Source organism: Streptomyces sp. NPDC002588 (assembly GCF_040295925.1).
GTDB lineage: Bacteria > Actinomycetota > Actinomycetes > Streptomycetales > Streptomycetaceae > Streptomyces.
In genome coordinates this window covers 57,990-79,476 of the sequence record NZ_JBEOWF010000048.1, presented here as the reverse complement: position 1 = coordinate 79,476, position 21,487 = coordinate 57,990, and the positions used below count along the sequence as shown (strand labels likewise).

Below are 21,487 nucleotides of genomic sequence, written 5' to 3'. Positions count from 1 at the left end.
TCCCTCAGTGCCCGGGGTCCTCGAGGGCCCCGAAACGGTAGCCGAAGCCGCGGATCGTCGTGAGCAGCTCGGGGCGACCCAGTTTGGCGCGCAGCTGTGTGAGGTGGACGTCCAGGGAACGGGACACCGAGTGGTAGGCGTCGCCCCACACCTCGTCCAGCAGCTGCTCACGGCTGACCGCCGTGCCCGCCCGTGCGGCCAGCACGGCGAGGACGTCGAACTCCTTGGTGGTCAGCTCGACCTCCGCCCCGCCGACCCGGACCCCGCGGGCGTCGAGGTCCACCTCGACGTCGCCGGCACGGACCTTCCGCACGGCGGGGGCCCCCTTGGCCGCGGTCCGCCGGGTGACGGCGTCGATCCGGGCGAGCAGCTCGGCGAGGCGTACGGGCTTGACGAGGTAGTCGTCGGCCCCGAGCCGCAGTCCGCGCACGACCGAGCGCTCGTCGCCGCGCGCGGTGAGGACCACCACCGACATGTCGCTCACCGTCCGCAGGAAGCGCAGTACGTCCAGGCCGTCGGTGTCGGGCAGTCCCAGATCGAGAAGCAGCAGGTCGGAGCTGCGGTGGTAGGTCAGCACATCCCTGCCGTACCGGACCCGTCTGGTGACGTGACCGTGGTCGTACAGGGTCTCCACGAGCGCCGCGGCCACGCCGTCGTCGTCCTCGGCAAGCAGTATCCGCACCTCGGCCACCTCCTTTCAGCCACTCCCCGCAGCCGAATGTAGACCACGCCGGCCGGACGCCCGCCTGAGTGTTAAGGGGAGGTTAGTTCTGTGTTCGGGTCACTCCCCCGCCCCGTGCGGCGGGGCCAGGCTGCACGGCACCCAGCAGCCCGAGAAGGACGCCGTAATGATCATCGACTGTCACGGTCACTACACGACCGCCCCGCCGGCCCTGGAGGCATGGCGCAACCGGCAGGTCGCCTCTCTCACCGAGCCGTCAGCCGCCCCCGCCCGCACGGACCTGCGCATCGGCGACGACGAACTGCGCGAGACCGTCGAGCCGAACCAGTTGCGGCTGATGGACGAGCGCGGCATCGACGTGACGGTCTTCTCGCCCCGCGCGTCGTTCATGGCGCACCACATCGGGGGCTTCGAGACCTCCGCCGCCTGGGCGGCCGTCTGCAACGAACTCTGCTTCCGCGTCAGCCGGTTGTATCCGGAGCGTTTCGTGCCCGCCGCGATGCTTCCGCAGTCCCCCGGCGTGGACCCCGCCACCTGCATACCGGAACTCACCCGCTGCGTGGAGGAGTACGGCGCCGTCGCACTCAACCTCAACCCCGACCCCTCGGGCGGCCACTGGACGGCCCCGCCGCTGACCGACCGCTCGTGGTACCCCCTCTACGAGAAGATGGCCGAGTACGACGTCCCGGCGATGATCCACGTCAGCACGAGCGTCAACCCCGCCTTCCACACCACCGGCGCGCACTACCTCAACGCCGACACCACGGCGTTCATGCAGCTGGTCCAGGGCGATCTGTTCGCCGACTTCCCGACCCTGCGCTTCGTGATCCCCCACGGCGGCGGGGCCGTTCCCTACCACTGGGGGCGTTTCCGGGGCCTCGCCATGGCGCTGGGCAAACCGCCCCTGGAGGAACACGTCCTGGGCAACGTCTACTTCGACACCTGCGTCTACCACCAGCCCGGCTCGGACCTCCTCTACGACGTCGTCCCGGCCCGCAACATCCTCTTCGCCTCGGAGATGATCGGCGCCGTCCGCGACGTCGACCCGTGCACCGGCCACCACTTCGACGACACCCGCCGCTACGCCGAGGCGGCCGAACTGCCCGCGGACGACCTGGCGGCGGTGCAGGAGCACAACGCCCGGGCGGTGTATCCCCGCCTGGACGCCCTGCTGAAGAGCCAGGGCCGGTGAAGGACATGAGCACTCTCTCCCCCAGGACCCCCGGCTGGCTGGACTGGTACCGGAACCCGTCCGAGCCGGCGTTCCGGCTGCCGCCGGGAACCGTCGACGCCCACTGCCATGTCTTCGGCCCGCAGGCCGAGTTCCCGTTCGCACCGGAGCGGAAGTACACGCCCTGCGACGGCGGCAAGGACGACCTCTTCGCGCTCCGCGACCACCTGGGCGTCGCCCGCAACGTCATCGTGCAGGCCACCTGCCACGGCGCGGACAACAGCGCCATGGTCGACGCCGTCCGGGCGGCGGGCGGCCGGGCACGCGGCATCGCGACCGTCCGCCCGGACATCGGCGAGGCCGAGTTGCTCGAACTCGACGCGGCGGGCGTGCGCGGAGTGCGCTTCAACTTCGTACGGCGTCTGGTCGACACCTCACCCGAGGACGACCTGCAGACGATCGCGAAGAAGATCGCCCCGCTGGGCTGGCACATCGTCCTCTACTTCGAGAGCGTCGACCTGCCCGAACTGGAGGGCTTCTTCAGGTCGTTGCCCACCCCGCTGGTGGTGGACCACATGGGACGCCCGGACGTGACCCGGCCGGTGGACGGCCCGCAGTTCACCCGGTTCCTGCGCTTCGTCGAGTCGGGCGACGTCTGGGTGAAGGTGACCTGTCCCGAGCGCCTCAGCGTGACCGGACCCGCCGCCCTGAACGGCGAGCGGCACGCCTACACCGACGTCGTCCCCTTCGGGCGCCGCGTCGTCGAGGAGTTCCCCGACCGGGTGCTGTGGGGCACCGACTGGCCCCACCCCAACCTCACCGACCACATGCCCGACGACGGCCTCCTCGTCGACCATCTGCCGCAGGTCGCGGTCACCGACGAGCAACGGCACAAGCTCCTCGTCGCCAACCCGATGGGCCTGTACTGGCCCGGCGAAGACGTCTGACAACCCCGACTCCCCGACCCGCCCACCGACTTCGACAAGGGCCGCTCATGCAACACGCCAACGCGCTGAACCGGCTGGAGAGGCTTCCCGTCTCCCGGTTCCACAAAGTCACCCTGCTCGCCGTCGCCTTCGCCTACTTCTTCGAGTTCGCGGACATCAACAGCTTCGCCACCACCGCGCCGAAACTGATCAGACTGTGGGGCGTGACGGTCGACCAGATCGCCTACGTCACCTCGCTCTCGTTCGTCGGCATGTTCCTCGGGGCCGTCGTCGCCGGGTCCGTCGCCGACCGATGGGGCCGCAAGCGGGCCCTGCTGTGGACGACGCTGTCCTTCGGCGTCTCCTCGTTCGCGGCGGTGTTCTCCTGGGACCTCGTGTCGCTGGGTGTGTTCCGCGTCCTGACCTCGGCGGGGCTGTCGGCGATGACCGTCGTGGGGGTCGTCTACGTCAACGAGATGTATCCGTCGGCGATCCGCGGCAAGTACCAGGCGTACGCCATCGTCATCGGCATCTGCGGCACGCCGGTCACCAACCTCATCGCCAGCGCGGTCGTGCCGCTGAGCGACTGGTCGTGGCGGCTGGTCTACCTCTGGGGCTCCCTGGGCATCCTGCTCGTCCTGTTCACCCGGCACCTCAAGGAATCGCCCCGCTGGCTCGAGAGCAGGGGAGAGCACGCCACGGCGGACGCGGTCCTGAGGGAGATCGAGGCGAGCGTCGCCGCGGAGAAGGGCCCCCTCCCCGAGCCCGCGCCCCCGGTCGACGCGACGCCGTCGACCAGGGCCCCGCTCCGCCTGCTCCTGCAGAGGAAGTACCTGCTCCCGACGGTGCTGCTCACCGTGCTGTGGACGACGCAGACCATCGGCTTCTTCGGCTACTCCAGCTGGGCACCCACCCTGCTGGCCAAGGAGGGCTTCAGCGTCGAGAAGTCCGTCTTCTACGTGGCCCTGACCACGGTCGGCGCACCCCTCGGCTGCTATCTGGCGTCCCTGGTCACCGACCGGTTCGAGCGCAAGTGGTGCCTGGTCGCCTTCGGCACGGTGATCGCGATCTGCGGCCTGCTGTACGGGCTCACCTTCGACCCGGCCCTCATCATCGTGTTCGGTTTCCTGGTGAACCTCTTCGAGCGGGGCTACACCGCCCTCGCCTACGCCTACTCACCCGAGCTCTTCGACACCCGGAGCCGCTCGCTGGGAACGAGCGTCTCCTACGGCCTGGGCCGGCTGTCGAACGCCGCCGGCCCGCTGATCGTCGCGGCGCTGTACAACGGCCACGGCTATCAGAGCGTGTTCTGCTTCATCGCCGGCACCTGGATGATCGGCGCGATCACCCTGGCCGTCTTCGGCACCCGGACGCGCTCGGCACGCCTCGCCGAGGCGGAGCGGCAGCGTATGAGCGTCCCTGCCTGAGGCAGGCCCGGCCGTCCCCCGAGGCGGACCGGCCCGTCGATGTCAGGCGCAGCCGTCCGCCGCGGCCGCCATGAGCGGCCTCGCGGCCTGCTCGGTTGTGTCCGGGGGAACGACCAGCAGATCCCAGCGTCCCTGGCCGGGAGCGAGCAGGACGACCGTGTGCGGCGCGGACACCGCAGCGGTTCTGCGCAGTCGTACGACCTGGTTGCAGACGAGCATCCGGCCGGGCGTCGAGGACCACGTCGATCCGTTGACGGTGACGCTGGTGATGTGGCCCCAGTCCGGCGGCAACCCGGCCAGGAGACGCGGGAGTTCGGCCAGCAGATCGTAGGAGCGGGGCCACCACGCGCCGTCGATCGGCCGGGGCATGGTGCCGTGGGGGGCCAGGCTCAGACGGAGGACGGGAACGGAGGGCGGCGGGGGCTGCAGTGCGGTGGTCATGTCTGCTCCTGGCTGTCGGCTGTCGGCCGTCGGTTGCCGGCTTCCGCCCGGCGAGGGGGCACGCCCGCGTGACGTCGTAGGGTCGAAGGTCACGGTCATGGCGCGAACCTGCCTCCGGGCGCGTCCACGACCGCCCGGCGTTGTCGGTCACCGGGAACGGCACCCGCGAAGCAGCGGTGCACGGAGAACTCCCGATGTGCCCACGCTACCCCGCCCACGACCCGAAACGCGCTGCTGACCGACGCCGGCAGGCCCCGGTGCTGGTCACGGGGCCGAGAGTGGATAAATCGGGCGTTCGATCATGCCGATGCCGTTTCGCGTCTCGTGCGGGGCGGGTACTCGGGGTCCGCACTGCACATCGGACAAGCGCTGAGGCGGTCGCCATGACGGACACCACCACCACCGGCATCGGTTCGACAAGCCGGCCGGATGCGGACACGAGCACACTGAAGGGCCGTACGGGGGCCGGGGCTCCGGCTCCGACACGGGGGAAGACCAGCATCGCCGACGGTGTGGTGGCCAAGATCGCGGGAATGGCCGCCCGCGAGATCCCGGGCATCCACAATCTCGGCGGAGGCATGGCCCGCGCCTTCGGCGCCGTGCGGGAGCGGGTCCCCGGCTCCGGCGACGGCGTCACCCGCGGCGTGAAGGTCGAGGTCGGCGAGCGCCAGGCCGCCGTCGACCTGGACGTCGTCGTCGAGTACGGCGTCTCCATCGTCGAGGTCACCGGTGACGTGCGTGACAACGTGATCGGCTCCGTGGAGCGGATGACGGGCCTGGAGGCCGTCGAGGTGAACATCGCCGTCGACGACGTCCATCTTCCCGACGAGGAGGAGCCCGAACCGGAGGAGGACCGCGTGAGGTGAACGGCCGCGGCATGAACCGCTCCCGCATGTGACGGGGGTCACACCAAAAGGAAAACCGGCGGTCCCGGCCGGGCGTCTAGCCGGTGTGAGATCAGTCAGGAAGGCACCGGGCGAGCTGGACGAGGCACGTCTCGTCCAGCTGGTGGCCAAGGGTGACCGCGCGGCGTTCGAGGAGCTGTACCGGCGCACCGCGCCGTGGATGGCGGTGCGGCTGCGCCGTCGCTGTGCCGACGAGCAGATCGTCGCCGAAGTCATGCAGGAGACGTATCTGGCGGTGTGGCGCGCGGCGGGCGCGTTCGCGGGCGCCTCGGTGGGCGGGACGGCCGTCGGATGGCTGTGGACGATCGCGGCGCGCCGTCTCGTCGACGCCTTCCGGCGCCGGGCCCACCATGCCGAGCCGCCGCCCGCCGCCGCTCTCGCCGACGCGGCGCCGGCCGCCGAGGAGGAGGCGCTCGCGGCGACCGTCGGCGGCGACGTCGGTGACGCGCTGCGGCGCCTGGCACCGGAACTCAGACAGGTACTGCAGGCCATGGTGCTCGACGGGCTGTCCGTCCGGGAGACCGCCGTCCTGCTCGGGCTGCCCGAGGGAACGGTGAAGACCCGTGCCCGCCGGGCCCGGATCGCGATGCGGAAGGCGCTGACATGAGCGTGGAGCACGCGTCGATGCGGATCATCGACGGTTACGCGCGCGGCGGCACGGGCCTCGCCGCCGACGAGGTGTGGGCCGTGGAGGCCCATCTGGAGGCGTGCCGGATGTGCCGTGACCGGCTGTCGGCCGCCGTCGCGGCGCAGGCTCCGGACGTGGCGGCGCTGGTCGGCACCGTGTGGGCCGGCCTCGAACCCCGGCTGGCCGACACCGCCCCGGTGCCGCGCCGACGGCACCGGTCGGCGCGGCTGTCGAGCTGGCTGACGCCCACGATGGTGCCGTGGCTGGCCATGGTCGTGATCGTGACACTGCTCGCGGTGCTGCTCGACGTGGTGGGCGCCGGCACCGGCGATGTGTCGCTGGTGCTGCTGCTCGCCCCGGTGCTGCCCGTGCTCGGCGTCGCCGCGTCGTGGTCGCAGGGCCTCGACCCGGCGTGGGAGCTGACGGCGTCGGTGCCCGGGGCCGGGCTCCGCCTGGTGCTGAAGCGCACGGTGTCCGTGCTCGCCGTGGTCGTCCCCGCGCTGCTCGCGGCCGGCTGGGTGACGGGGGTGTCGGGGGTGACGGCCGCGCAGTGGCTGCTGCCCTGTCTGGCCTTCACCTCGACGACCCTGGCGCTCGGCGGTGTCGTCGGCGTGACTCGCGCCGCCATCGCGCTGGTGGCGGTGTGGGCCGTCATGGTCGTGGCGCCGTCCGTGGCCGCGAGCCGTGCGACCTTCGCCCTGCAGACGGGCGGCCTGCCCGTGTGGGGGCTGATCCTCACCCTCGGCATCGGTGTCGTGATCGCCCGCAAGGGCGCGTACTCCGTGCTGGGAGCCCATCGATGACCATCGGAAAGGACCAACACATGATGCCCGCGGTGAGCGCGGCCGACATAGCGCCTACGGCCTACGCCTGGGAGATCCAGGCGACGGGGCTGAAGGTCAGGGTCGGCAGGAAACGGATGGCGGTCGACGGGCTCGACCTGTCGCTGGGCACCGGTGTGCACGGCCTCCTCGGACCCAACGGAGCGGGCAAGACCACCCTCATCCGCGCGCTGGCCACCGTGCTGCGCCCCACCGAGGGCGCCCTGACACTGCTCGGCGAGTCCGCGGGCGGCATGGGCGAGCACCGTGCGCTGCGCCGCCGGATCGGCTATCTGCCGCAGGAGTTCGGCTACTACAAGCGCTTCACCGTGCGCGAGTTCGTCGAGTACATGGCGTGGCTGAAGGAGGTGCCCAAGGCGGACATACCGGCGGCGGTGCAGCGCGCCGTCGAGCGGGTGGGTCTGGCCGACCGCGCCGATGCGCGGATGAAGACACTGTCGGGCGGCATGGTGCGACGGGTGGGCATCGCCCAGGCCATCGTCAACGACCCGTCGATCCTGCTGCTCGACGAACCGACGGTCGGCCTGGACCCGGCGCAGCGGCTGCGCTTCCGCGAGCTGCTGCAGGAGTTGGGCACGGACACCTGCGTGGTCGTCTCGACCCACCTGGTCGAGGACGTCGCCGCCGCCTGCACCGACGTGGTGCTCTTCGCCGAGGGCCGGCTGGTCTTCCAGGGCACCCCGGACGAACTGGCCGCGGCCGGCGGCCCGGAGGACGTGGGGGACAGCCCGCTGGAGCGCGGCTACTCGGCGTTGCTCCGCACCCCCGAGCAGACGAGGGGCACCTGGTGAACGTCCGTGTCCTGCGCATCGAGCTGAGGCGCTCCATCGCCCCGTGGGCCGGCGTCATGGTCCTCGCCGCCGGGCCGGCGTTCCTGTACCTGCTGAGCGGACCGTGGTGGAAGGGCACCGCGCTGTGGACGACCCAGTGGACGACCATGGCCCTGTGGACCCGCTTCCCGCTGATCCTTCTGTGGCCGCTCGTCATGGGGCTCGGGGCCCTGCAGGGGCTGCGCGACCACCGCTCGAAGATGTCCGAGCTGCTGACGAGCACGCCGCGGCCCGCCCGGCACCGCGCGGCCGCGCTGGCCGGCCCGACGGCGGCCACGCTCGCCGCGGCCTTCGTGCTCGTCGTCCTCCTGGGCTCGGCCCAGGTGCTCGGCCGCACCGACTACACGCACCTCGGATGGCTGCCGATCTCGCTGGTGGCGGCACTCGCCCTCGTCGCGGGGGGCGTCCTGGGCATGGGCGTCGGGCGGGCCCTGCCGTCCGTGCTCACCCCGCCCGCGCTGGCCGTGGCCGCCTTCGTGTTCACCAACCTCCTCCAGCAGTCGGCGGACTGGGCGGTGCCGACGGCCACGGTGCCGAACCGGCTCGCGCTGCTGTCGCCGGCGGGCGCACAGGTGCGCGAGGTGCTCCTCACGCTCTCCGCCTCCGTGCACCTCGGTCAGACGGTGTGGCTGCTCGGCGTGGCCGCGACGGGTTTCGCGCTGCTGACCGCCGTCACCCCGCGCACCCGGCTGCTCGCCCTGACGCCGATCCTGGCGGGCGCGGCGATCGCGCTGCTCGTCCTCCCCTCCGACCCCCGCCGGACCTTCGTCGTCGACGAGGCCGCCGCGGCGCAGGTGTGCGACGGCCCGGTGTGTGTGACGAAGGTGCACCAGACACGACTCGCCGGACTGGCGGGTCCCGGCAAGAAGGCGCTGCGCCTGCTGCACGAGGCCCTGGGCGACCAGGCGCCGGTCTCCATCCGGGAGAGCACCGCCCTGCGGGCCATCGGCGACACACCGGAACGGTCCCGCACGGCCGTGCTCGTCGACTTCCGCGACGGGATGATCGGCAGCGTGAAGGGCGAGGAGCTGACCCGGGCCCTGATCGCCCAGGGCATGGCGCCGACGTGCTTCGCCCGCAGCGACAACGAGAGCGGCACGCTCGGGGAGATCAGCGCGCAGAGCATCGCGGCGGGCTGGGTCCTCGGTGACCTGAGACCGCTCGGCGGCACCTTCCACTCCCCGCAGGACCAGACGGCCGAGGCAGGTCCGGTGTGGAAGAAGCTCGAGGCGCTGCCGCGCACCGAACAGGTCGCGCGGATCAGGGCGGCGCACGCCGCCGCGGTCTCCTGCAAGGGTGACCCGCTCGAGACGCTGGCGGGCGGTGCGTCCCGATGAGATGGCTGACGCTGTACGCGCGCTCGCGGCAGGTGCCCGCGTCGTTCGCCGTGGTGGTGATCAGCGCGGTGGCGGTGTCGGCACTCGCGGGACACGGGACGGACGGGTCCGTTGCTCCGCGGATGGCCGTGCTCGTCCTCGCCGCGGGGGTGACGGCGGCCTCGATCGGACTCGGCGGGCAGGACCTCGCCCTGGACCGGACGGCCGCCGTCCGCTGGGTGCCGCGCAGGGCGGCGCATGTGCTGCTGATCGGGGCGGTCGTCGGTGCGGTGCTGTCGGCCGTGCAGACGCTGGGCGGGGACCTGGCCACCACCGCGTTCGTCGTCCGGGACAGCGCGGGGCTGGCGGGGCTCGTCGCCATGGGGGCGGCGGTGTGCGGGGCGCAGTACGCGTGGACGGTGCCGGTGGCCTGGCTGTCGTACTCGGTCTTCGCCCCGCCCCCCACAGGTGTGCCGGCGCAGGTGTCGACCTGGATGCTGCTGCCGCCCGGCACGCCGGCGGGCACCTGGACGGCCCTGCTCCTCACGGTCGGCGGCACCGCGGCCTACGCCTTCGCGGGACCGAGACTGTAGCCGACGCGGCCGCCATGAGCAGGGCCTGGCGGCCGCGTCCGTGCAGGACAGCACTAGTGCCGCGGCAGGCAACGTTTGCCCGTAAAGGAGCGGCGTCCGGCGCGTGTTCTCGGCGTGCCGGGTGCAAGCCCTCGTACTGGATGTACTTGGGCTTGTGCCCGGTGCGGCGGTGGGGGCCCCTCCCGCTCGAGCGAAGTCGAGAGTGGGGGAGCGTGCCGGGCGTCGCGACGGGGCGAACGTTGCCTGCCGCGGCACTAGGTCGTCGCGAGGGCTTCGGTGGGGGTCAGGCGGGCTGCTCGGAGGGAGGGGTAGACGCCGGCGAGCATGCCGATCAGGATCGCGCCGCCGAAGCCTGCGGTCACCGAGGTGAGGGGGATGACCGGCGGCCAGTCCTGTTGGGTGGCGTAGCCGACGGTCGCCAGGGCGCCGAGTACGGTGCCGGCCAGACCGCCGAGCCCCGACAGGACAACGGATTCGGTGAGGAACTGGGCGCGTATCTGGCCCCGGTTGGCCCCCAGGGCGCGGCGCAGTCCGATCTCCCGGCGGCGTTCGAGGACGGAGATGACCATGGTGTTGGCCACTCCGATGCCGCCGACGAGGAGGGCGACCCCGGCGAGTCCCAGGAAGAGTGCGGAGAAGGTGGTCTCGGTGGCCCGTTTGGCGGCCAGTGCGTCGGACGGGCGGCTGACCAGGACCACGCCGGGCAGTTCGGGGTTGATGGTCGCGGGCAGCACGTCGCGTACGGCCTCGATCTCCGACTCTCTGGCCTTGAGGTAGATCACGGTGGGGTGGCCGTCGAACTTCAGCAGGCTGCGCGCGGCGTCCCAGCCGACCAGGACCGAGCGGTCGATGTCCGGAGACAGCGGGGTCTTCTCGAGGATGCCGATGACCGTGAACCAGCGGCGGTTGACGTAGATCTGCGGGGCGGGCTGCCCGGCGGTGATCTTCGCGATGCCGAGGCGGGAGGCGGCCACCGAGCCGAGGACGGCGGTGGGGAACTTGTCCGTGTCCGTGCTGAGGAACCGGCCCGAGCCCACCTTGGCGTTGATCGCCCGGAGCAGATTGAGCTTGCTCGCCAGGACGGTCAGGCCCTGGTAGTCGCCGGCGCTGACGCGGTCGTTGCGGAAGACCTCGGCATGGGTGTTGGCGACCGCGCTGGCCACCGTGACCGGCCCGATCCGGCCGGCCATGTCCACCGATTCCGGCGGCAGCAGTACCGGTGGGTCCTGGTTGGCGGGCATGGCCTGGAGCATGTTGGTGCCCAGCGCGGAGAGCCTGGTCATCAGGGCCTTCTGGCTGGACGCCGGGATCCCGGTGACGACGATCAGGGTGGCGATGCCGATCGAGATGCCGAGGGCGGACAGGGCCGCCCGCAGCTTGCGGGTCCGGATGCCCAGCAGCCCCAGGCCCAGAATGTCCAGCGGTGCCAGCCGTACCGGCCTGCTGTCGGCGACACCGTCGGCGTCCCCGTCCGCGGGACGGCCGGCGGCGGGCCGCGTCGATGTGATGGTCATGACCGGCTTTCCGTACGGGCGGGGGCGTGGGTGTCGGAGCGGAGGCGGCCGTCGCGGATCTCCACCCGGCGGGGCAGCCGGGCCGCGATGTCCCGGTCGTGGGTGATGACCGCGATGGTGGTCCCCTCCCGGTTCAGTGTGGTCAGCAGATCCAGTACGGCGCTGCCGTTGGCGGTGTCCAGTGCGCCCGTGGGCTCGTCCGCGAGCACCAGGACGGGCCGGTTGACGAGCGCGCGGGCGATGGCCACCCGCTGCCGCTCACCGCCGGAGAGCTGGTGCGGCAGATGCCGGGCACGGCGGGCGAGCCCCACCCGGTCCAGCGCCTCCAGGGCCAGCGGGCGGCGCTTGCCGCGCGGCACCCCGGCGTACAGCAGACCGGTGGCGACGTTCTCGGCGGCGGTCAGCCCGTCGGTGAGGTGGAACTGCTGAAACACGAAGCCGAGTTGGCGGCCCCGCAGCGCCGACAACCTGCGGTCGGAGAGTTCCGCGACGTCCTGGCCGCCGATCTCCACCGTGCCGCTGGTCGGCCGGTCCAGGGTGCCCATGATGTTCAGCAGGGTGGACTTGCCGGACCCGGACGGGCCGACGATGCCGAGCAGTTCGCCCTGGTCGACGCAGAGCGAGACGTCGTCGAGGGCCGTGACCCCGCCGGGGTACACCATGCTCGCGCCGCGCACCGCCAGGACCGGGTGCGCGTTCATGAGGTCGTCACCACCTTGGTTCCCTCGTTGATGCCACTGCCGCTGATCTCCACCACGCCCTTGGAGAACATCCCGGTCTTCACCGCCACCAGACGGCCGCCGGGCAACTGGACCGCGTAGCCGCCCTCGCGCAGCGCCGTCAGTGCGCCGACGGGCACGGCGAGCACGTCTTTGCGGGTCTCCGAGGTGAACTGCACCTGTACGGGGGCGGAGTTCAGCTTGCGTACCGCCGCGGTGTCGGGCAGTGAGACGCTGACGTTCAACTTGGGTTGATCGGAGCCGCCGTCGGCGGCTTCCGCGCCCTTGACGGTGGTGCTGATGACGGTGATGGTGCCCTGGGCCGTGGAGTTGTCGGGCAGGTTCACCGTCACCGTGTCGCCCCTCTTGATCGAGCCCGCGTCGGTCGGTTCCACCGGTACGGTCACCGACTTGACGGTGGAAGTGACCGTCATCAGGGTCCCGTCGGCCGCGTCGGCGAGCTGGGCCTGCAGGCCGTCGACCCGCACGGCACCGGACAGTACGGAGAGGTCGCCGACGCCCAGAACGCCGGTGGCGGGCATGCCGACCTCGGTCTGCCAGCGCTTGATCGCGGAGACGAGGCTGTCGGTCAGGACCCCGTCGCCGCGCTTGACTTGGACGGGAGCCGGGGTGGAGGAGGCGGCGTCAGGCGAGGCGGGCTGCCCGGTCCCGGTGGCCTCGGGCGGGGTACCGGCCGTGGCCGAGCCCGCCGTCTTCTGCTCCACGTCCCCGGCCGTCTGTCCGGTGTCCGCCTCGTCGGGCGTGACCGGCTGCTGAGGGATCCACGTGCCCACCGCGGGCTGTGTGCCGATGTCGTAGTCGAGTTTCCTGAGGTTGTCGGCCACCACCTTCACGTCCGGGCCGGTGGTGCCCTTGGCGTTCAGCGTCCGGTACAGCGGCGTGCTGCCGTAGAAGACAGGCACCGGAACGTTGTCCACCCGGTACAGCGGCTCGCCCCTGCGCACCGTGGTCCCCTCGGCCGGCAGCCAGGTGATCCGGCCTGCCTTGTCGCCCTTCACCGTGATGGTCCGGCCGTAGCCGAGGGTCCCGTCCAGGGTCTGGGCGTTGGACAGATCGGTTCTGGTCACGACGGCGGTCGCGACTCGGGCGGCGCCGCCGGCCGCCTTGTCCGGCTTCCCGTCGCGGTTCTGCCACGCGGTCACGGTCAACGCGCTCGCCATGACGACCGCCAGTGCCACCGCCCCGATGACCATCCGCCGTCGGCCGGGCGGACGGGCGGCCCCGGTGTCGTTACTTGTCTCCACCGAACGCCTTCACCTGACAGGCGGTCATGGTTTCGTCGTAGCCGGGAGCGCTCAGGCTGGCTCCGTCATCCAGGCCCCAGCCGCCGTCCGTGACCACGGACTTGATGCCGTGCTCGTTCATGCACTTCACCATGATGCGTACGTCGTCGCCGTAGTCCGGGTTCTTGGCCGGGTCCAGCTCCGGCGGATCGACCGGCTTCTTCCCCTGGCAGGCCTTCACTCCGGGGGAGTTCGGGGATGTCTTGTAGGTCTTCTCCGCCCCGTTCTCCTTCAGGCAGGCGAGCCAGGCGTCCATCATGCGGTTGATGTCGTCCTGGGTGCTGTCCAGCCGGATCTGCGGACGGCCCGCGTCGGGATCGGCGCTCGGCTGTGCCGAACCGCCCGCCGCCGGGCTGCTGATCGAGGCGACCTCGCCCTTGCCGCCCTTGTCCGCGTCGCCGCCCTCGCCACCGCCCCCGCATGCGGTGAGGACGATCAGCGCGGTCGCGCCGAGGGAGGCGAGCACCGCGGCTCGGGTCGTACGACTGCGCCCTGGCCGCGGGCGGGGGGAGGGCCCGCCGCGATGGTCCGACGGCGTTCGATGGAAGAGGTTCGACATGGCCCAGACCATGGCCCGAAGTTATGACGATCCTGTCAGGGCGCAGTCAGAAATCCGTCTGGCCCCATCCGGCCGCCCCTAAAGTGACGCTCATGAACGCCCGTGTCCTCGTGGCCGAGGACGACATCAAACAGGCCGAGGTGATCCGCCGCTATCTGGAGCGTGAGGGCCACACCGCCCTGGTCGTCCATGACGGGCGCGCGGCGCTGGACGAAGTGCGCCGCCACCGGCCCGACCTGCTGGTCCTCGATGTGATGATGCCTCTCGTCGACGGTCTGGACGTGTGCCGCATCCTGCGGCGCGAGAGCGACCTGCCGGTGCTGATGCTGACCGCCCGCAGCACCGAGGAGGATTTGCTGCTCGGCCTGGACCTCGGCGCCGACGACTATCTGACCAAGCCCTACAGCCCGCGCGAGCTGATGGCCCGGGTCCGCACCCTGCTGCGGCGGACCCGGGCAGCCGCCGCGCCGGACGACCCGGTGCTGCGGGTCGGTGCCCTCGCCCTGGACCCCGTCCGCCGCGTCGTCGAGATCGAGGGCCGGCAAGTGGCCTGCACGCCGGGTGAGTTCGACGTCCTCGCGACGATGGCGGCCGAACCGGAACGGGTCTTCACCCGGCGCCAGTTACTGGCCCGGACGCGGGGGGACGACCGTTACATCACCGAACGCACCATCGACGTACACGTCCTGAACCTCCGCAAGAAGATCGAACCCGTTCCCCGGCGGCCGGTCTATCTGCAGACGGTGTTCGGAGTCGGCTACCGCCTCACCGACGGCAGCCGTGGGCGCTGAGACGGCGGCCCGGGCCGCGGCAGAAAACGAACCCGCCACAGGAACCGAGACCACAGGATCGGAAGCCACACCATCCGGAACCCGGGGCAGGGGCAGGCTGCCGCTGCGCCGCAGTCTGCTGGTCCGGCTGCTGGCGGCGTCGATCACGATCGCCGTGTGCTCGGTCGCGGCCACCGCCTGGCTCGCCGCGCGCACCGCCACGAGCGCCATCCAGCACGAGCAGGGACAGGTCCTCGCCAACGACGCCCAGATCTACGACACGCTCATCGGCTACGCCGCCGGCCACACCGACTGGTCCGGAGTGACGCCGACCCTGCGCCGGCTGGCCGAGCGGACCGGACGCCACATCACCCTGACCACCCAGGAGCGTCGGCCCATCGCCGCGTCCGGCTCCGCCACCGCCCTTCCCACCAGAGCCTCGGCGCTTGTCGACCCCCTGCGGGCCGACCCGGCGCTGCTGCCCGGCGTCAACACGGACGGCATCGACCCGCGAGCGGTCGGCCCGTACCGCCTGCCGAAGGCCGAGCGCAAGGAACTGGAGGACCGCGTGCAGGTGCTGCAGTCCTGCGTGCGTGGCATCGGTCGCAGCGGAGTGACCCGAGCGCCGAGCGGCAGGCCCTTCATCGTCATCACCGGCGACAACGAGTTCCAGCAGAAAGTCACCCAGGAGTGCGACCTGTACGCGCTCGACACCCCCACCCGCACCGAGAAACAGGCGCTCGACCGGCTCAACGTCCTGGTCGGCGACTGTATGAAACGCCAGAACCTGGCCCCCGTGACGGTCGGGCTCAGCTTCACCCCCATCGGAAGGAGCGGCGAGGACGCACAGCTGTGCATCGACACCGCCCGCCGCGAGCAGCTCGCCCCGTACGTCGCTCCGCCCGCGCTGCTGTTCGTCACCGCCCCGGCCGGATCGGCCGCCCCCGGCTTCGATCTCTCGCCGGCCAACGGGGTCCGGGTCGCCGGTGTCGCCGCCCTCGTACTCGTCCTCACCGTGGCCGTCACCGTCACCGTCGGCACCCGGCTGGTCAGGCCCCTGCGGGCACTGACCGACGCCGCCCGCCGCCCGACACAGCAGCATCTGCGGGTACCGGTGACCACCAACGACGAGATCGGTCACCTGGCCGCCGCCTTCAACGACCTGTCGGAGCGCCGCGAGCGCATGGAGGGCCAGCGCAAGGCCATGGTCAGCGACGTCGCCCATGAACTGCGCACCCCGCTCAGCACGATCCGCAGCTGGCTCGAAGCGGCCCAGGACGGCCTGGCCGCCTCCGACGACGCCTTCATCGCCTCCCTGCTGGAGGAGGCCATGCTGCTCCAGCACATCGTCGACGACCTCCAGCAGCTGGCGCAGGCCGACGCGGGCCGGCTGTGGCTGCACCCCGAACTCCTGCAGCTGCGGGAACTCCTCGACCATGTGGCGGCCGCCCACCGCAGCCGGGCCGACGCCGCCGGTGTCACGCTCACCACTCACGTCGAGGGCGCCCCCGTCCTCACCGCGGACCCCGTGCGCCTGCGCCAGACCGTCGGCAACCTGCTGTCCAACGCCATCCGGCACACCCCTCCCGGGGGCTTCGTCGCGCTGCGCTGCCGCCGCACCGGCGACCGGGTGGTGATCGAGGTCGCCGACACCGGCACCGGTATCGCCGCCGACGACCTGCCCCGCGTCTTCGACCGCTTCTGGCGCGCCGACAAGTCCCGCAGTCGCCAGACCGGCGGCAGCGGCCTGGGCCTGGCCATAGTCCGCCAGCTCACCGAGGCCCACGGCGGGACGGTCTCGGTGATCAGCACCCCGGACATCGGAACGGTCTTCACCCTCAGCCTGCCCCTGTGACTTCGGCGGGCGGGCCGTACTTCAGGGTCGCGGGTGCGGTGCGTCGGCCGGTTCGCCCGGCAGCCACTGCAGGGCGAACCAGAGCTCCATGCGGACTCCGGGGTCCTGGAGGTCGACGTCGAGGAGGTCGGCGACCCGCCCCAGGCGGTGGCGGACGGTGTTGCGGTGGATCCGCAAGGTCGCGGCGGTGCGGTCCCAGCTGCCGTGGTGGGTCAGCCAGGTCCGCAGGGTGTCGAGGAGGACCTGGGCGCCGGGCGGGCCGGTCCGGTCCAAGGGGGCGAAGCGGCTGCGGGAGAGTTCGCGGGCGTCGGCCGGAGCGACGAGTGCGTGGAGGGTGAGGGCATCGGTGGTGTGGACGACGGCGGGTGCCCCGGCGGCGAGGGCGCGTTGCAGGGCGCGTTCGGCCTGGGTGTCGGCGTGCGGCAGGGCGCACGCGGTCGCGGGCGCGCTGTAGCCGAGGACCCATCCGAGCTCGGCCGCCCGGGCGGGAACGGTTGGCCGGGCGTCGGCGGCGCAGGGGACCAGCGCCTGGAGCGCGGGGCCGTCGATGTGCACATACGGGGTACCCAACAGAGTGGCCAGGGCGGCCAGTTGAGCCGGGTCGACGGCCGGGGGCGTCCCGTCGGGATACCGGCCGTGGACCACCGTCCAGTGACCGCCCGCCGCCCCGTCCCCGGGGACCAGCGAGGGGGCGACCTCGGCGGGCGTGGCCCCGAGCATGAGCCGCACCAGCGCGCCGACGCTGTGGGCGTCGGTGCTCAGGGCGTGCCGCGGGCTGGTGAGCAGGGCCAGCAGGACCGTCGCCGTGCCGGTCACCTGGCGGTGCACGGCGTTCGGGGGTGTGGTGGCGGCCTGTCCGAGGGCCAGCGCCGCCGCGGTCGTACGGTCGGCGCCGGCGGGCAGGGTGTGGACGGTCAGGTGGCTTCCCTGGTCGGGGTCGTGGGCCGCCGCGGCCTTGGGGCCGCCGCCCCGCCGCAGGGTGCGTACGGCGAGGTCGCGCAGCAGGTGCGGGGACGCGGGACGCCGGCCCGCCGAGAGGAGTTCGGTGCCCTGGGCGTCGTACAGCACCGACCACGCCCCGGTGTGGGCGGCGAGTTGGCCGAGGACGGACCGGAGGGCGTCCGGGCGGGCGGCGGCCGAGGCCAGCGCCGACTGGGCCCGGGAGATCTCCCGCAGTTCGCGGTTGCGGACCTCGGCGATCGCCGCGTAGGCGGCCTGCCCGACGGCGACGAAGGGGGTGGCGGGCGGAAGGCGGAGGAGCGGCAGGCGGTGCCGGTCGCAGGCCCGGACGAGTTCGGGCGGCACCTCGGCGTGCACGGGGGCCACGCCGAAGCCGAGTGCGGCGACTCCGGCGGCGACCACCCGTCGTACGTAGGTGTCGATGCCGTCCGGGTCGTCGGGAAGCCGTACGCCGGCGGTGAGGAGGAGTTCGCCGCCGACGAGGTAGGGCGTGGGGTCCTCGATCTCCGTGGTGCCGACCGTGCCGACCAGGCGGTCCCCGGCCGCGGGCCCGGCGATCTGGGTGAGGCCGAGGCGCGGGTCGGCGAGCAGCACGCCGAGGCGCACGGACGGCTGCTCGGGGTCGGCGGCGGCCGCCGCCGCACCCGGGTTGTCGGACTCGTCCAATGAACGTCTCCCGATTGGGCGGAAGCGGCACTTCAGCCCCAGTACACCGCGTGGCTACGGTCATGTCACCCCCCACCCCGTTCCCCCCTCCCGCTCTCCCCTCTTCCCCTTCCCGGAGGTCCCCGTGACCGTCGACTACCTCGTCATGTCCGCCTACCTGCTCGGCATCATCGGCGTCGGCTGGTGGGGCAGACGCCGTGCCGCCTCCAAGAGCGACTTCCTGGTCGCCGGACGCCGGCTCGGCCCGCTGATGTACACCGGCACGATGGCCGCCGTCGTCCTCGGCGGCGCCTCCACCATCGGCGGTGTGCGCCTCGGTTACACCTACGGCGTCTCGGGTGCCGCCATGGTCGGCGCCATCGGCCTCGGGCTGCTGGCCCTGAGCGTCTTCTTCTCGGCCCGTATCTCCCGGCTGCGCGTCTACACGGTCGCCGAGATGCTGTCGCTCCGCTACGGCGACGCGGCGAGCGTGATCTCGGGCGTCGTCATGTGGATCTACACCCTCATGCTGGCGGTGACCTCGACGATCGCGTACGCCAGTGTCTTCGACGTCCTCTTCGACGTGCCGCGCTGGGTCGCGGTGGTCGTCGGCGGCACGATCGTCGTCGGCTACTCGGCGCTCGGCGGTATGTGGTCGATCACGCTCACCGACATGGTGCAGTTCGTCGTGAAGAGTCTGGGCGTGCTCGTCCTGCTGTTGCCGATCGCCGTGGTGAAGGCGGGCGGCTTCGGCGCCATGTCGGACCGGCTGCCGGGCGGCTACTTCTCCCTCACCTCCATCGGCGGGCAGACCATCGTCACCTTCGTGCTGATCTACACCTTCGGCATGCTGATCGGGCAGGACATCTGGCAGCGCGTCTTCACCGCCCGCAGCGACAGGGTCGCCGCCTGGGGCGGCACCGTCGCCGGGGTCTACTGCCTGGCGTACGCCCTGGCCGGCGCGTTCATCGGCATGGCGACGAAGACCCTCTACCCGAACCTGGCCGAGGCCGACCAGGCCTTCGCCACCATCGTCAAGCACGCCCTGCCGACGGGGGTCCGCGGTCTGGTCCTGGCCGCCGCGCTGTCCGCGATGATGTCCACCGCCAGCGGGGCCCTGATCGCCTCCGCGACGGTGGCCAACCAGGACATCTGGGCCCGGCTGCGCCGCCGTACCCCGTCGAAGGACCACGACGAGATCAGTTCCAACCGGCTCGCCATCGCCGTACTCGGCGTGGCCGCCATGGTGATCGCCTGTGTCCTCGGGGATGTCATCGAGGCGCTCACCGTCGCCTACAACCTGCTCGTCGGCGGTCTGCTGGTCCCGATCCTCGGCGGTCTGGTCTGGCGGCGCGGCAACCTGGCGGGTGCGCTGACCGCGATGGTCGCGGGCGGTACGACGGTGATCACCTTCATGGTGACCGACGGTCTGCTCGCCAACGAGCCGATCTACTACGGCCTCCTCGCGAGCCTCGTCGCCTACGTCGCCGTCAGTCTGGTGACCAGGCCGACCGACGAGACGGTCCTGGAGACGTGGCGCCGCCGTCTGGCGGGCGACCCGGCACCGGCCTCCGCCGCGGCCCCGGAGCTCAGCGCGGCCTGACCCGCCACCTCACCCCGCCCACCCCATCGCACCCGCACCCGCACCCGCACGTGCCCGTACCTCGTTCGAAAGGCTTCCGATGCCCGCCCCCTCCGCGGAAGAACTCCGTCTGCGCCGCGAACTCGCCGCCGTCTACCGCCTGGTGGCCCACTTCCGGATGACCGACCTGATCTTCACGCACATCTCGGTACGGCTCCCCGGCCCCGAACACCACTTCCTGATCAACCCGTACGGGCTGCTCTTCGAGGAGATCACCGCCTCCAGCCTGGTGAAGGTCGGCCTCGACGGCAACCCCGTCGAGGAGACCCCTCACCCCGTCAACCCGGCCGGTTTCGTCATCCACAGCGCGATCCACGCGGCCCGCCCCGACGCCCGGTGCGTCCTGCACACCCACACCAGGGCCGGATGCGCGGTGGCCGCCCAGGAGGACGGTCTGCTCCCGCTCAACCAGATCTCGATGGAGTTCTACGGCAGGCTCGGCTATCACGCCTACGAGGGCGTCGCCCTCAACCTGGCCGAGCAGCGACGGCTGGTCGCCGACCTCGGCGGCCACCCGGCGATGATCCTGCGCAACCACGGCCTGCTGACCGTCGGCGAGACCCCGGCCCAGGCGTTCCTGCGCATGTACTACCTGGACAAGGCCTGCGAGATCCAGACCGCCGCGGCGGCCGGGGGCGCGAAGCTCGTCCTCCCCGACCCCGAGGTCTGCGAGCTCACCGCCCGCCAGCTGACGGGGCAGGAGCACGGATCCGACTTCCAGGACGACCAGGCCTACGACCTCGCCTGGTCGGCACTGCTCCGGCTCGTCGACCGCGTCGCCCCCGGCTACGGGGACTGACGGGACGGGACGGCTCAGAGGAAGGGGGTGACGACGTCCGCGGCGGAGGTGTGCCAGTTGGTGACGAGCGGCTTGTTGACCTCGACCGTCCCGACGCTCAGGGTCTCCGGGTCCGGGTCGTCGTTGGAGACCGAGACGATGAGGCCCTGGTACTGCGGGGCGTCGTTCGTGTTGGTGCTGTTCGTGACCACACCGGCGTAGGCGGTGGTATCGCCGCTCAGGGTGATCTCGTCGCCGCCGGACTGCTCCGCGGCGGAGGCCTCCGTGCCGTCCGATCCGAAGGCCACGACCGGCCGGGGGTCGGGCAGGACGCAGGTGATGCCGGACTTCGCCTTGACCTTGATCAGGAAGTAGCCGCCGGCCTGGGTCTCCAGGTTCGAGCTCCAGGAGAGGTCGTTGGAACCGCAGAGCTGGCCGACGCCGGTCTTGTCCCCGGACGTGTCGGTGCTGCCGCCACCGGAACTGCCGGAACCGGTGCTGCCGCCGGTGGTGGACCCGGTGCTGCCGCCGGACGCCGTGGAGGAGCCCGACGCGACGGGGCTCGGGTCGGTGCCGCCCGCCGACGTGGCGTCACCCGGCTGACACGCTGTCATCAGCAGGCCCGCACCGACCACGGCGGTGGCGGCGAGGGCGGTGCGCAGACGACGGTTCATGACGGATTTCCTTCCAGGGGGACAAATGCGGTGCGCCAGATGATCGCTTACCGCGTGCTTACGAGCATCATGATGATCAGGCGCGGCCCGTCGGTTCATGCCGTCCCACGTCCATGACGCCGCTGTCGCACGGCCGTGACACTGCTCCGGCGGACCGCGGAACGGAACCCGAGAAGAGACTGCAAACAAGGCCGGTCCCCGCGGGAGAGTTCACACCATTCCCGGCTGTGCATCTGTGAAGAATTCCCGAGCCGAAGGTGCGACCCGATCGGGCCAGCCACGGCGCCCGCCGAGGCAGGCACCCTG

Annotated in this window: 21 protein-coding genes; 13 read left to right on the top strand and 8 right to left on the bottom strand. The window is 71.8% G+C overall.

Features of this window, described 5'->3' with window-relative positions:
* Positions 1-4: 4 nt before the first annotated feature.
* Complete coding sequence (locus ABT057_RS39720; RefSeq protein ID WP_352348791.1) at positions 5-682, bottom strand: response regulator transcription factor; 678 nt, start codon at positions 680-682, stop codon at positions 5-7.
* Positions 683-848: 166 nt separating this feature from the next.
* Here ABT057_RS39720 and ABT057_RS39715 point away from each other — a divergent pair, with 166 nt between their 5' ends.
* The 3 genes from ABT057_RS39715 to ABT057_RS39705 are packed head-to-tail and all read left to right on the top strand — an operon-like array spanning position 849 to position 4,206.
* Positions 849-1,874, top strand: coding sequence for an amidohydrolase family protein (locus ABT057_RS39715; protein WP_352348790.1), 1,026 nt, complete (start codon positions 849-851; stop codon positions 1,872-1,874).
* A 5-nt stretch (positions 1,875-1,879) separates the two neighbouring features.
* Positions 1,880-2,800, top strand: a complete 921-nt coding sequence (locus ABT057_RS39710; protein ID WP_352348789.1) for an amidohydrolase family protein — start codon at positions 1,880-1,882, stop codon at positions 2,798-2,800.
* Positions 2,801-2,847: 47 nt separating this feature from the next.
* A complete protein-coding gene (locus tag ABT057_RS39705) occupies positions 2,848-4,206 on the top strand; it encodes an MFS transporter (protein WP_352348788.1) in 1,359 nt (452 codons plus the stop codon).
* A gap of 42 nt (positions 4,207-4,248) precedes the next feature.
* Here ABT057_RS39705 and ABT057_RS39700 read toward each other — a convergent pair whose 3' ends face one another.
* Complete coding sequence (locus tag ABT057_RS39700) at positions 4,249-4,647, bottom strand: DUF5994 family protein (protein ID WP_352348787.1); 399 nt, start codon at positions 4,645-4,647, stop codon at positions 4,249-4,251.
* Between the two features lie 383 nt (positions 4,648-5,030).
* Here ABT057_RS39700 and ABT057_RS39695 point away from each other — a divergent pair, with 383 nt between their 5' ends.
* The 6 genes from ABT057_RS39695 to ABT057_RS39670 all read left to right on the top strand — a co-directional run bounded on the left by ABT057_RS39695 (position 5,031) and on the right by ABT057_RS39670 (position 9,761).
* Positions 5,031-5,513, top strand: coding sequence for an Asp23/Gls24 family envelope stress response protein (locus ABT057_RS39695; RefSeq protein WP_352348786.1), 483 nt, complete (start codon positions 5,031-5,033; stop codon positions 5,511-5,513).
* An 85-nt stretch (positions 5,514-5,598) separates the two neighbouring features.
* A complete protein-coding gene (locus ABT057_RS39690) occupies positions 5,599-6,159 on the top strand; it encodes an RNA polymerase sigma factor (protein ID WP_352348785.1) in 561 nt (186 codons plus the stop codon).
* A complete protein-coding gene (locus ABT057_RS39685; RefSeq protein WP_352348784.1) occupies positions 6,156-6,983 on the top strand; it encodes a zf-HC2 domain-containing protein in 828 nt (275 codons plus the stop codon). Before ABT057_RS39690 ends, ABT057_RS39685 begins: the two co-directional genes overlap by 4 nt.
* Entirely contained in the window at positions 6,980-7,813 is an 834-nt protein-coding gene (locus ABT057_RS39680; protein ID WP_352348783.1) for an ABC transporter ATP-binding protein, read from the top strand. The genes ABT057_RS39685 and ABT057_RS39680 overlap by 4 nt, the downstream gene beginning before the upstream one ends.
* A complete protein-coding gene (locus ABT057_RS39675) occupies positions 7,810-9,189 on the top strand; it encodes a hypothetical protein (protein ID WP_352348782.1) in 1,380 nt (459 codons plus the stop codon). The genes ABT057_RS39680 and ABT057_RS39675 overlap by 4 nt, the downstream gene beginning before the upstream one ends.
* A complete protein-coding gene (locus tag ABT057_RS39670; RefSeq protein WP_352348781.1) occupies positions 9,186-9,761 on the top strand; it encodes a hypothetical protein in 576 nt (191 codons plus the stop codon). The genes ABT057_RS39675 and ABT057_RS39670 overlap by 4 nt, the downstream gene beginning before the upstream one ends.
* Positions 9,762-10,015: 254 nt before the next feature.
* Here the strand turns inward: ABT057_RS39670 and ABT057_RS39665 are convergent, their stop codons facing one another.
* Genes ABT057_RS39665 through ABT057_RS39650 form a run of 4 tightly spaced genes read right to left on the bottom strand, consistent with a single transcriptional unit; the run spans position 10,016 to position 13,764 of the window.
* A complete protein-coding gene (locus ABT057_RS39665) occupies positions 10,016-11,275 on the bottom strand; it encodes an ABC transporter permease (protein WP_352348780.1) in 1,260 nt (419 codons plus the stop codon).
* Positions 11,272-11,976 carry an ABC transporter ATP-binding protein gene (locus tag ABT057_RS39660; protein ID WP_352348779.1) on the bottom strand — a complete coding sequence of 235 codons (705 nt, stop codon included), beginning with the start codon at positions 11,974-11,976 and terminating at the stop codon, positions 11,272-11,274. Before ABT057_RS39660 ends, ABT057_RS39665 begins: the two co-directional genes overlap by 4 nt.
* A complete protein-coding gene (locus ABT057_RS39655) occupies positions 11,973-13,259 on the bottom strand; it encodes an efflux RND transporter periplasmic adaptor subunit (RefSeq protein ID WP_352348778.1) in 1,287 nt (428 codons plus the stop codon). Before ABT057_RS39655 ends, ABT057_RS39660 begins: the two co-directional genes overlap by 4 nt.
* The gene (locus tag ABT057_RS39650; RefSeq protein ID WP_352348777.1) at positions 13,246-13,764 is read right to left on the bottom strand and encodes a hypothetical protein; all 519 of its coding nucleotides are present in this window, start codon (positions 13,762-13,764) and stop codon (positions 13,246-13,248) included. Before ABT057_RS39650 ends, ABT057_RS39655 begins: the two co-directional genes overlap by 14 nt.
* 185 nt (positions 13,765-13,949) lie before the next feature.
* Between ABT057_RS39650 and ABT057_RS39645 the strand changes: the two genes are divergently transcribed.
* Together ABT057_RS39645 and ABT057_RS39640 are read left to right on the top strand one after the other, a co-directional pair.
* Positions 13,950-14,648 (top strand): response regulator transcription factor, encoded by a 699-nt coding sequence (locus ABT057_RS39645; RefSeq protein ID WP_352348776.1) that lies wholly within the window; start codon positions 13,950-13,952, stop codon positions 14,646-14,648.
* A gap of 97 nt (positions 14,649-14,745) precedes the next feature.
* Positions 14,746-16,482, top strand: a complete 1,737-nt coding sequence (locus ABT057_RS39640; protein ID WP_502974041.1) for a sensor histidine kinase — start codon at positions 14,746-14,748, stop codon at positions 16,480-16,482.
* 21 nt (positions 16,483-16,503) lie between these two features.
* Here the strand turns inward: ABT057_RS39640 and ABT057_RS39635 are convergent, their stop codons facing one another.
* The gene (locus ABT057_RS39635; protein WP_352348775.1) at positions 16,504-18,108 is read right to left on the bottom strand and encodes a PucR family transcriptional regulator ligand-binding domain-containing protein; all 1,605 of its coding nucleotides are present in this window, start codon (positions 18,106-18,108) and stop codon (positions 16,504-16,506) included.
* Between the two features lie 124 nt (positions 18,109-18,232).
* On the opposite strand from ABT057_RS39635, the gene ABT057_RS39630 reads away from it, so the two are divergent.
* Both ABT057_RS39630 and ABT057_RS39625 read left to right on the top strand, forming a co-directional pair.
* The gene (locus tag ABT057_RS39630) at positions 18,233-19,690 is read left to right on the top strand and encodes a sodium:solute symporter family protein (protein ID WP_352348774.1); all 1,458 of its coding nucleotides are present in this window, start codon (positions 18,233-18,235) and stop codon (positions 19,688-19,690) included.
* A gap of 79 nt (positions 19,691-19,769) precedes the next feature.
* Positions 19,770-20,528 (top strand): class II aldolase/adducin family protein, encoded by a 759-nt coding sequence (locus tag ABT057_RS39625; protein WP_352348773.1) that lies wholly within the window; start codon positions 19,770-19,772, stop codon positions 20,526-20,528.
* Positions 20,529-20,542: 14 nt separating this feature from the next.
* Here ABT057_RS39625 and ABT057_RS39620 read toward each other — a convergent pair whose 3' ends face one another.
* Positions 20,543-21,181 (bottom strand): DUF4232 domain-containing protein, encoded by a 639-nt coding sequence (locus ABT057_RS39620; RefSeq protein ID WP_352348772.1) that lies wholly within the window; start codon positions 21,179-21,181, stop codon positions 20,543-20,545.
* Positions 21,182-21,487: the final 306 nt, after the last annotated feature.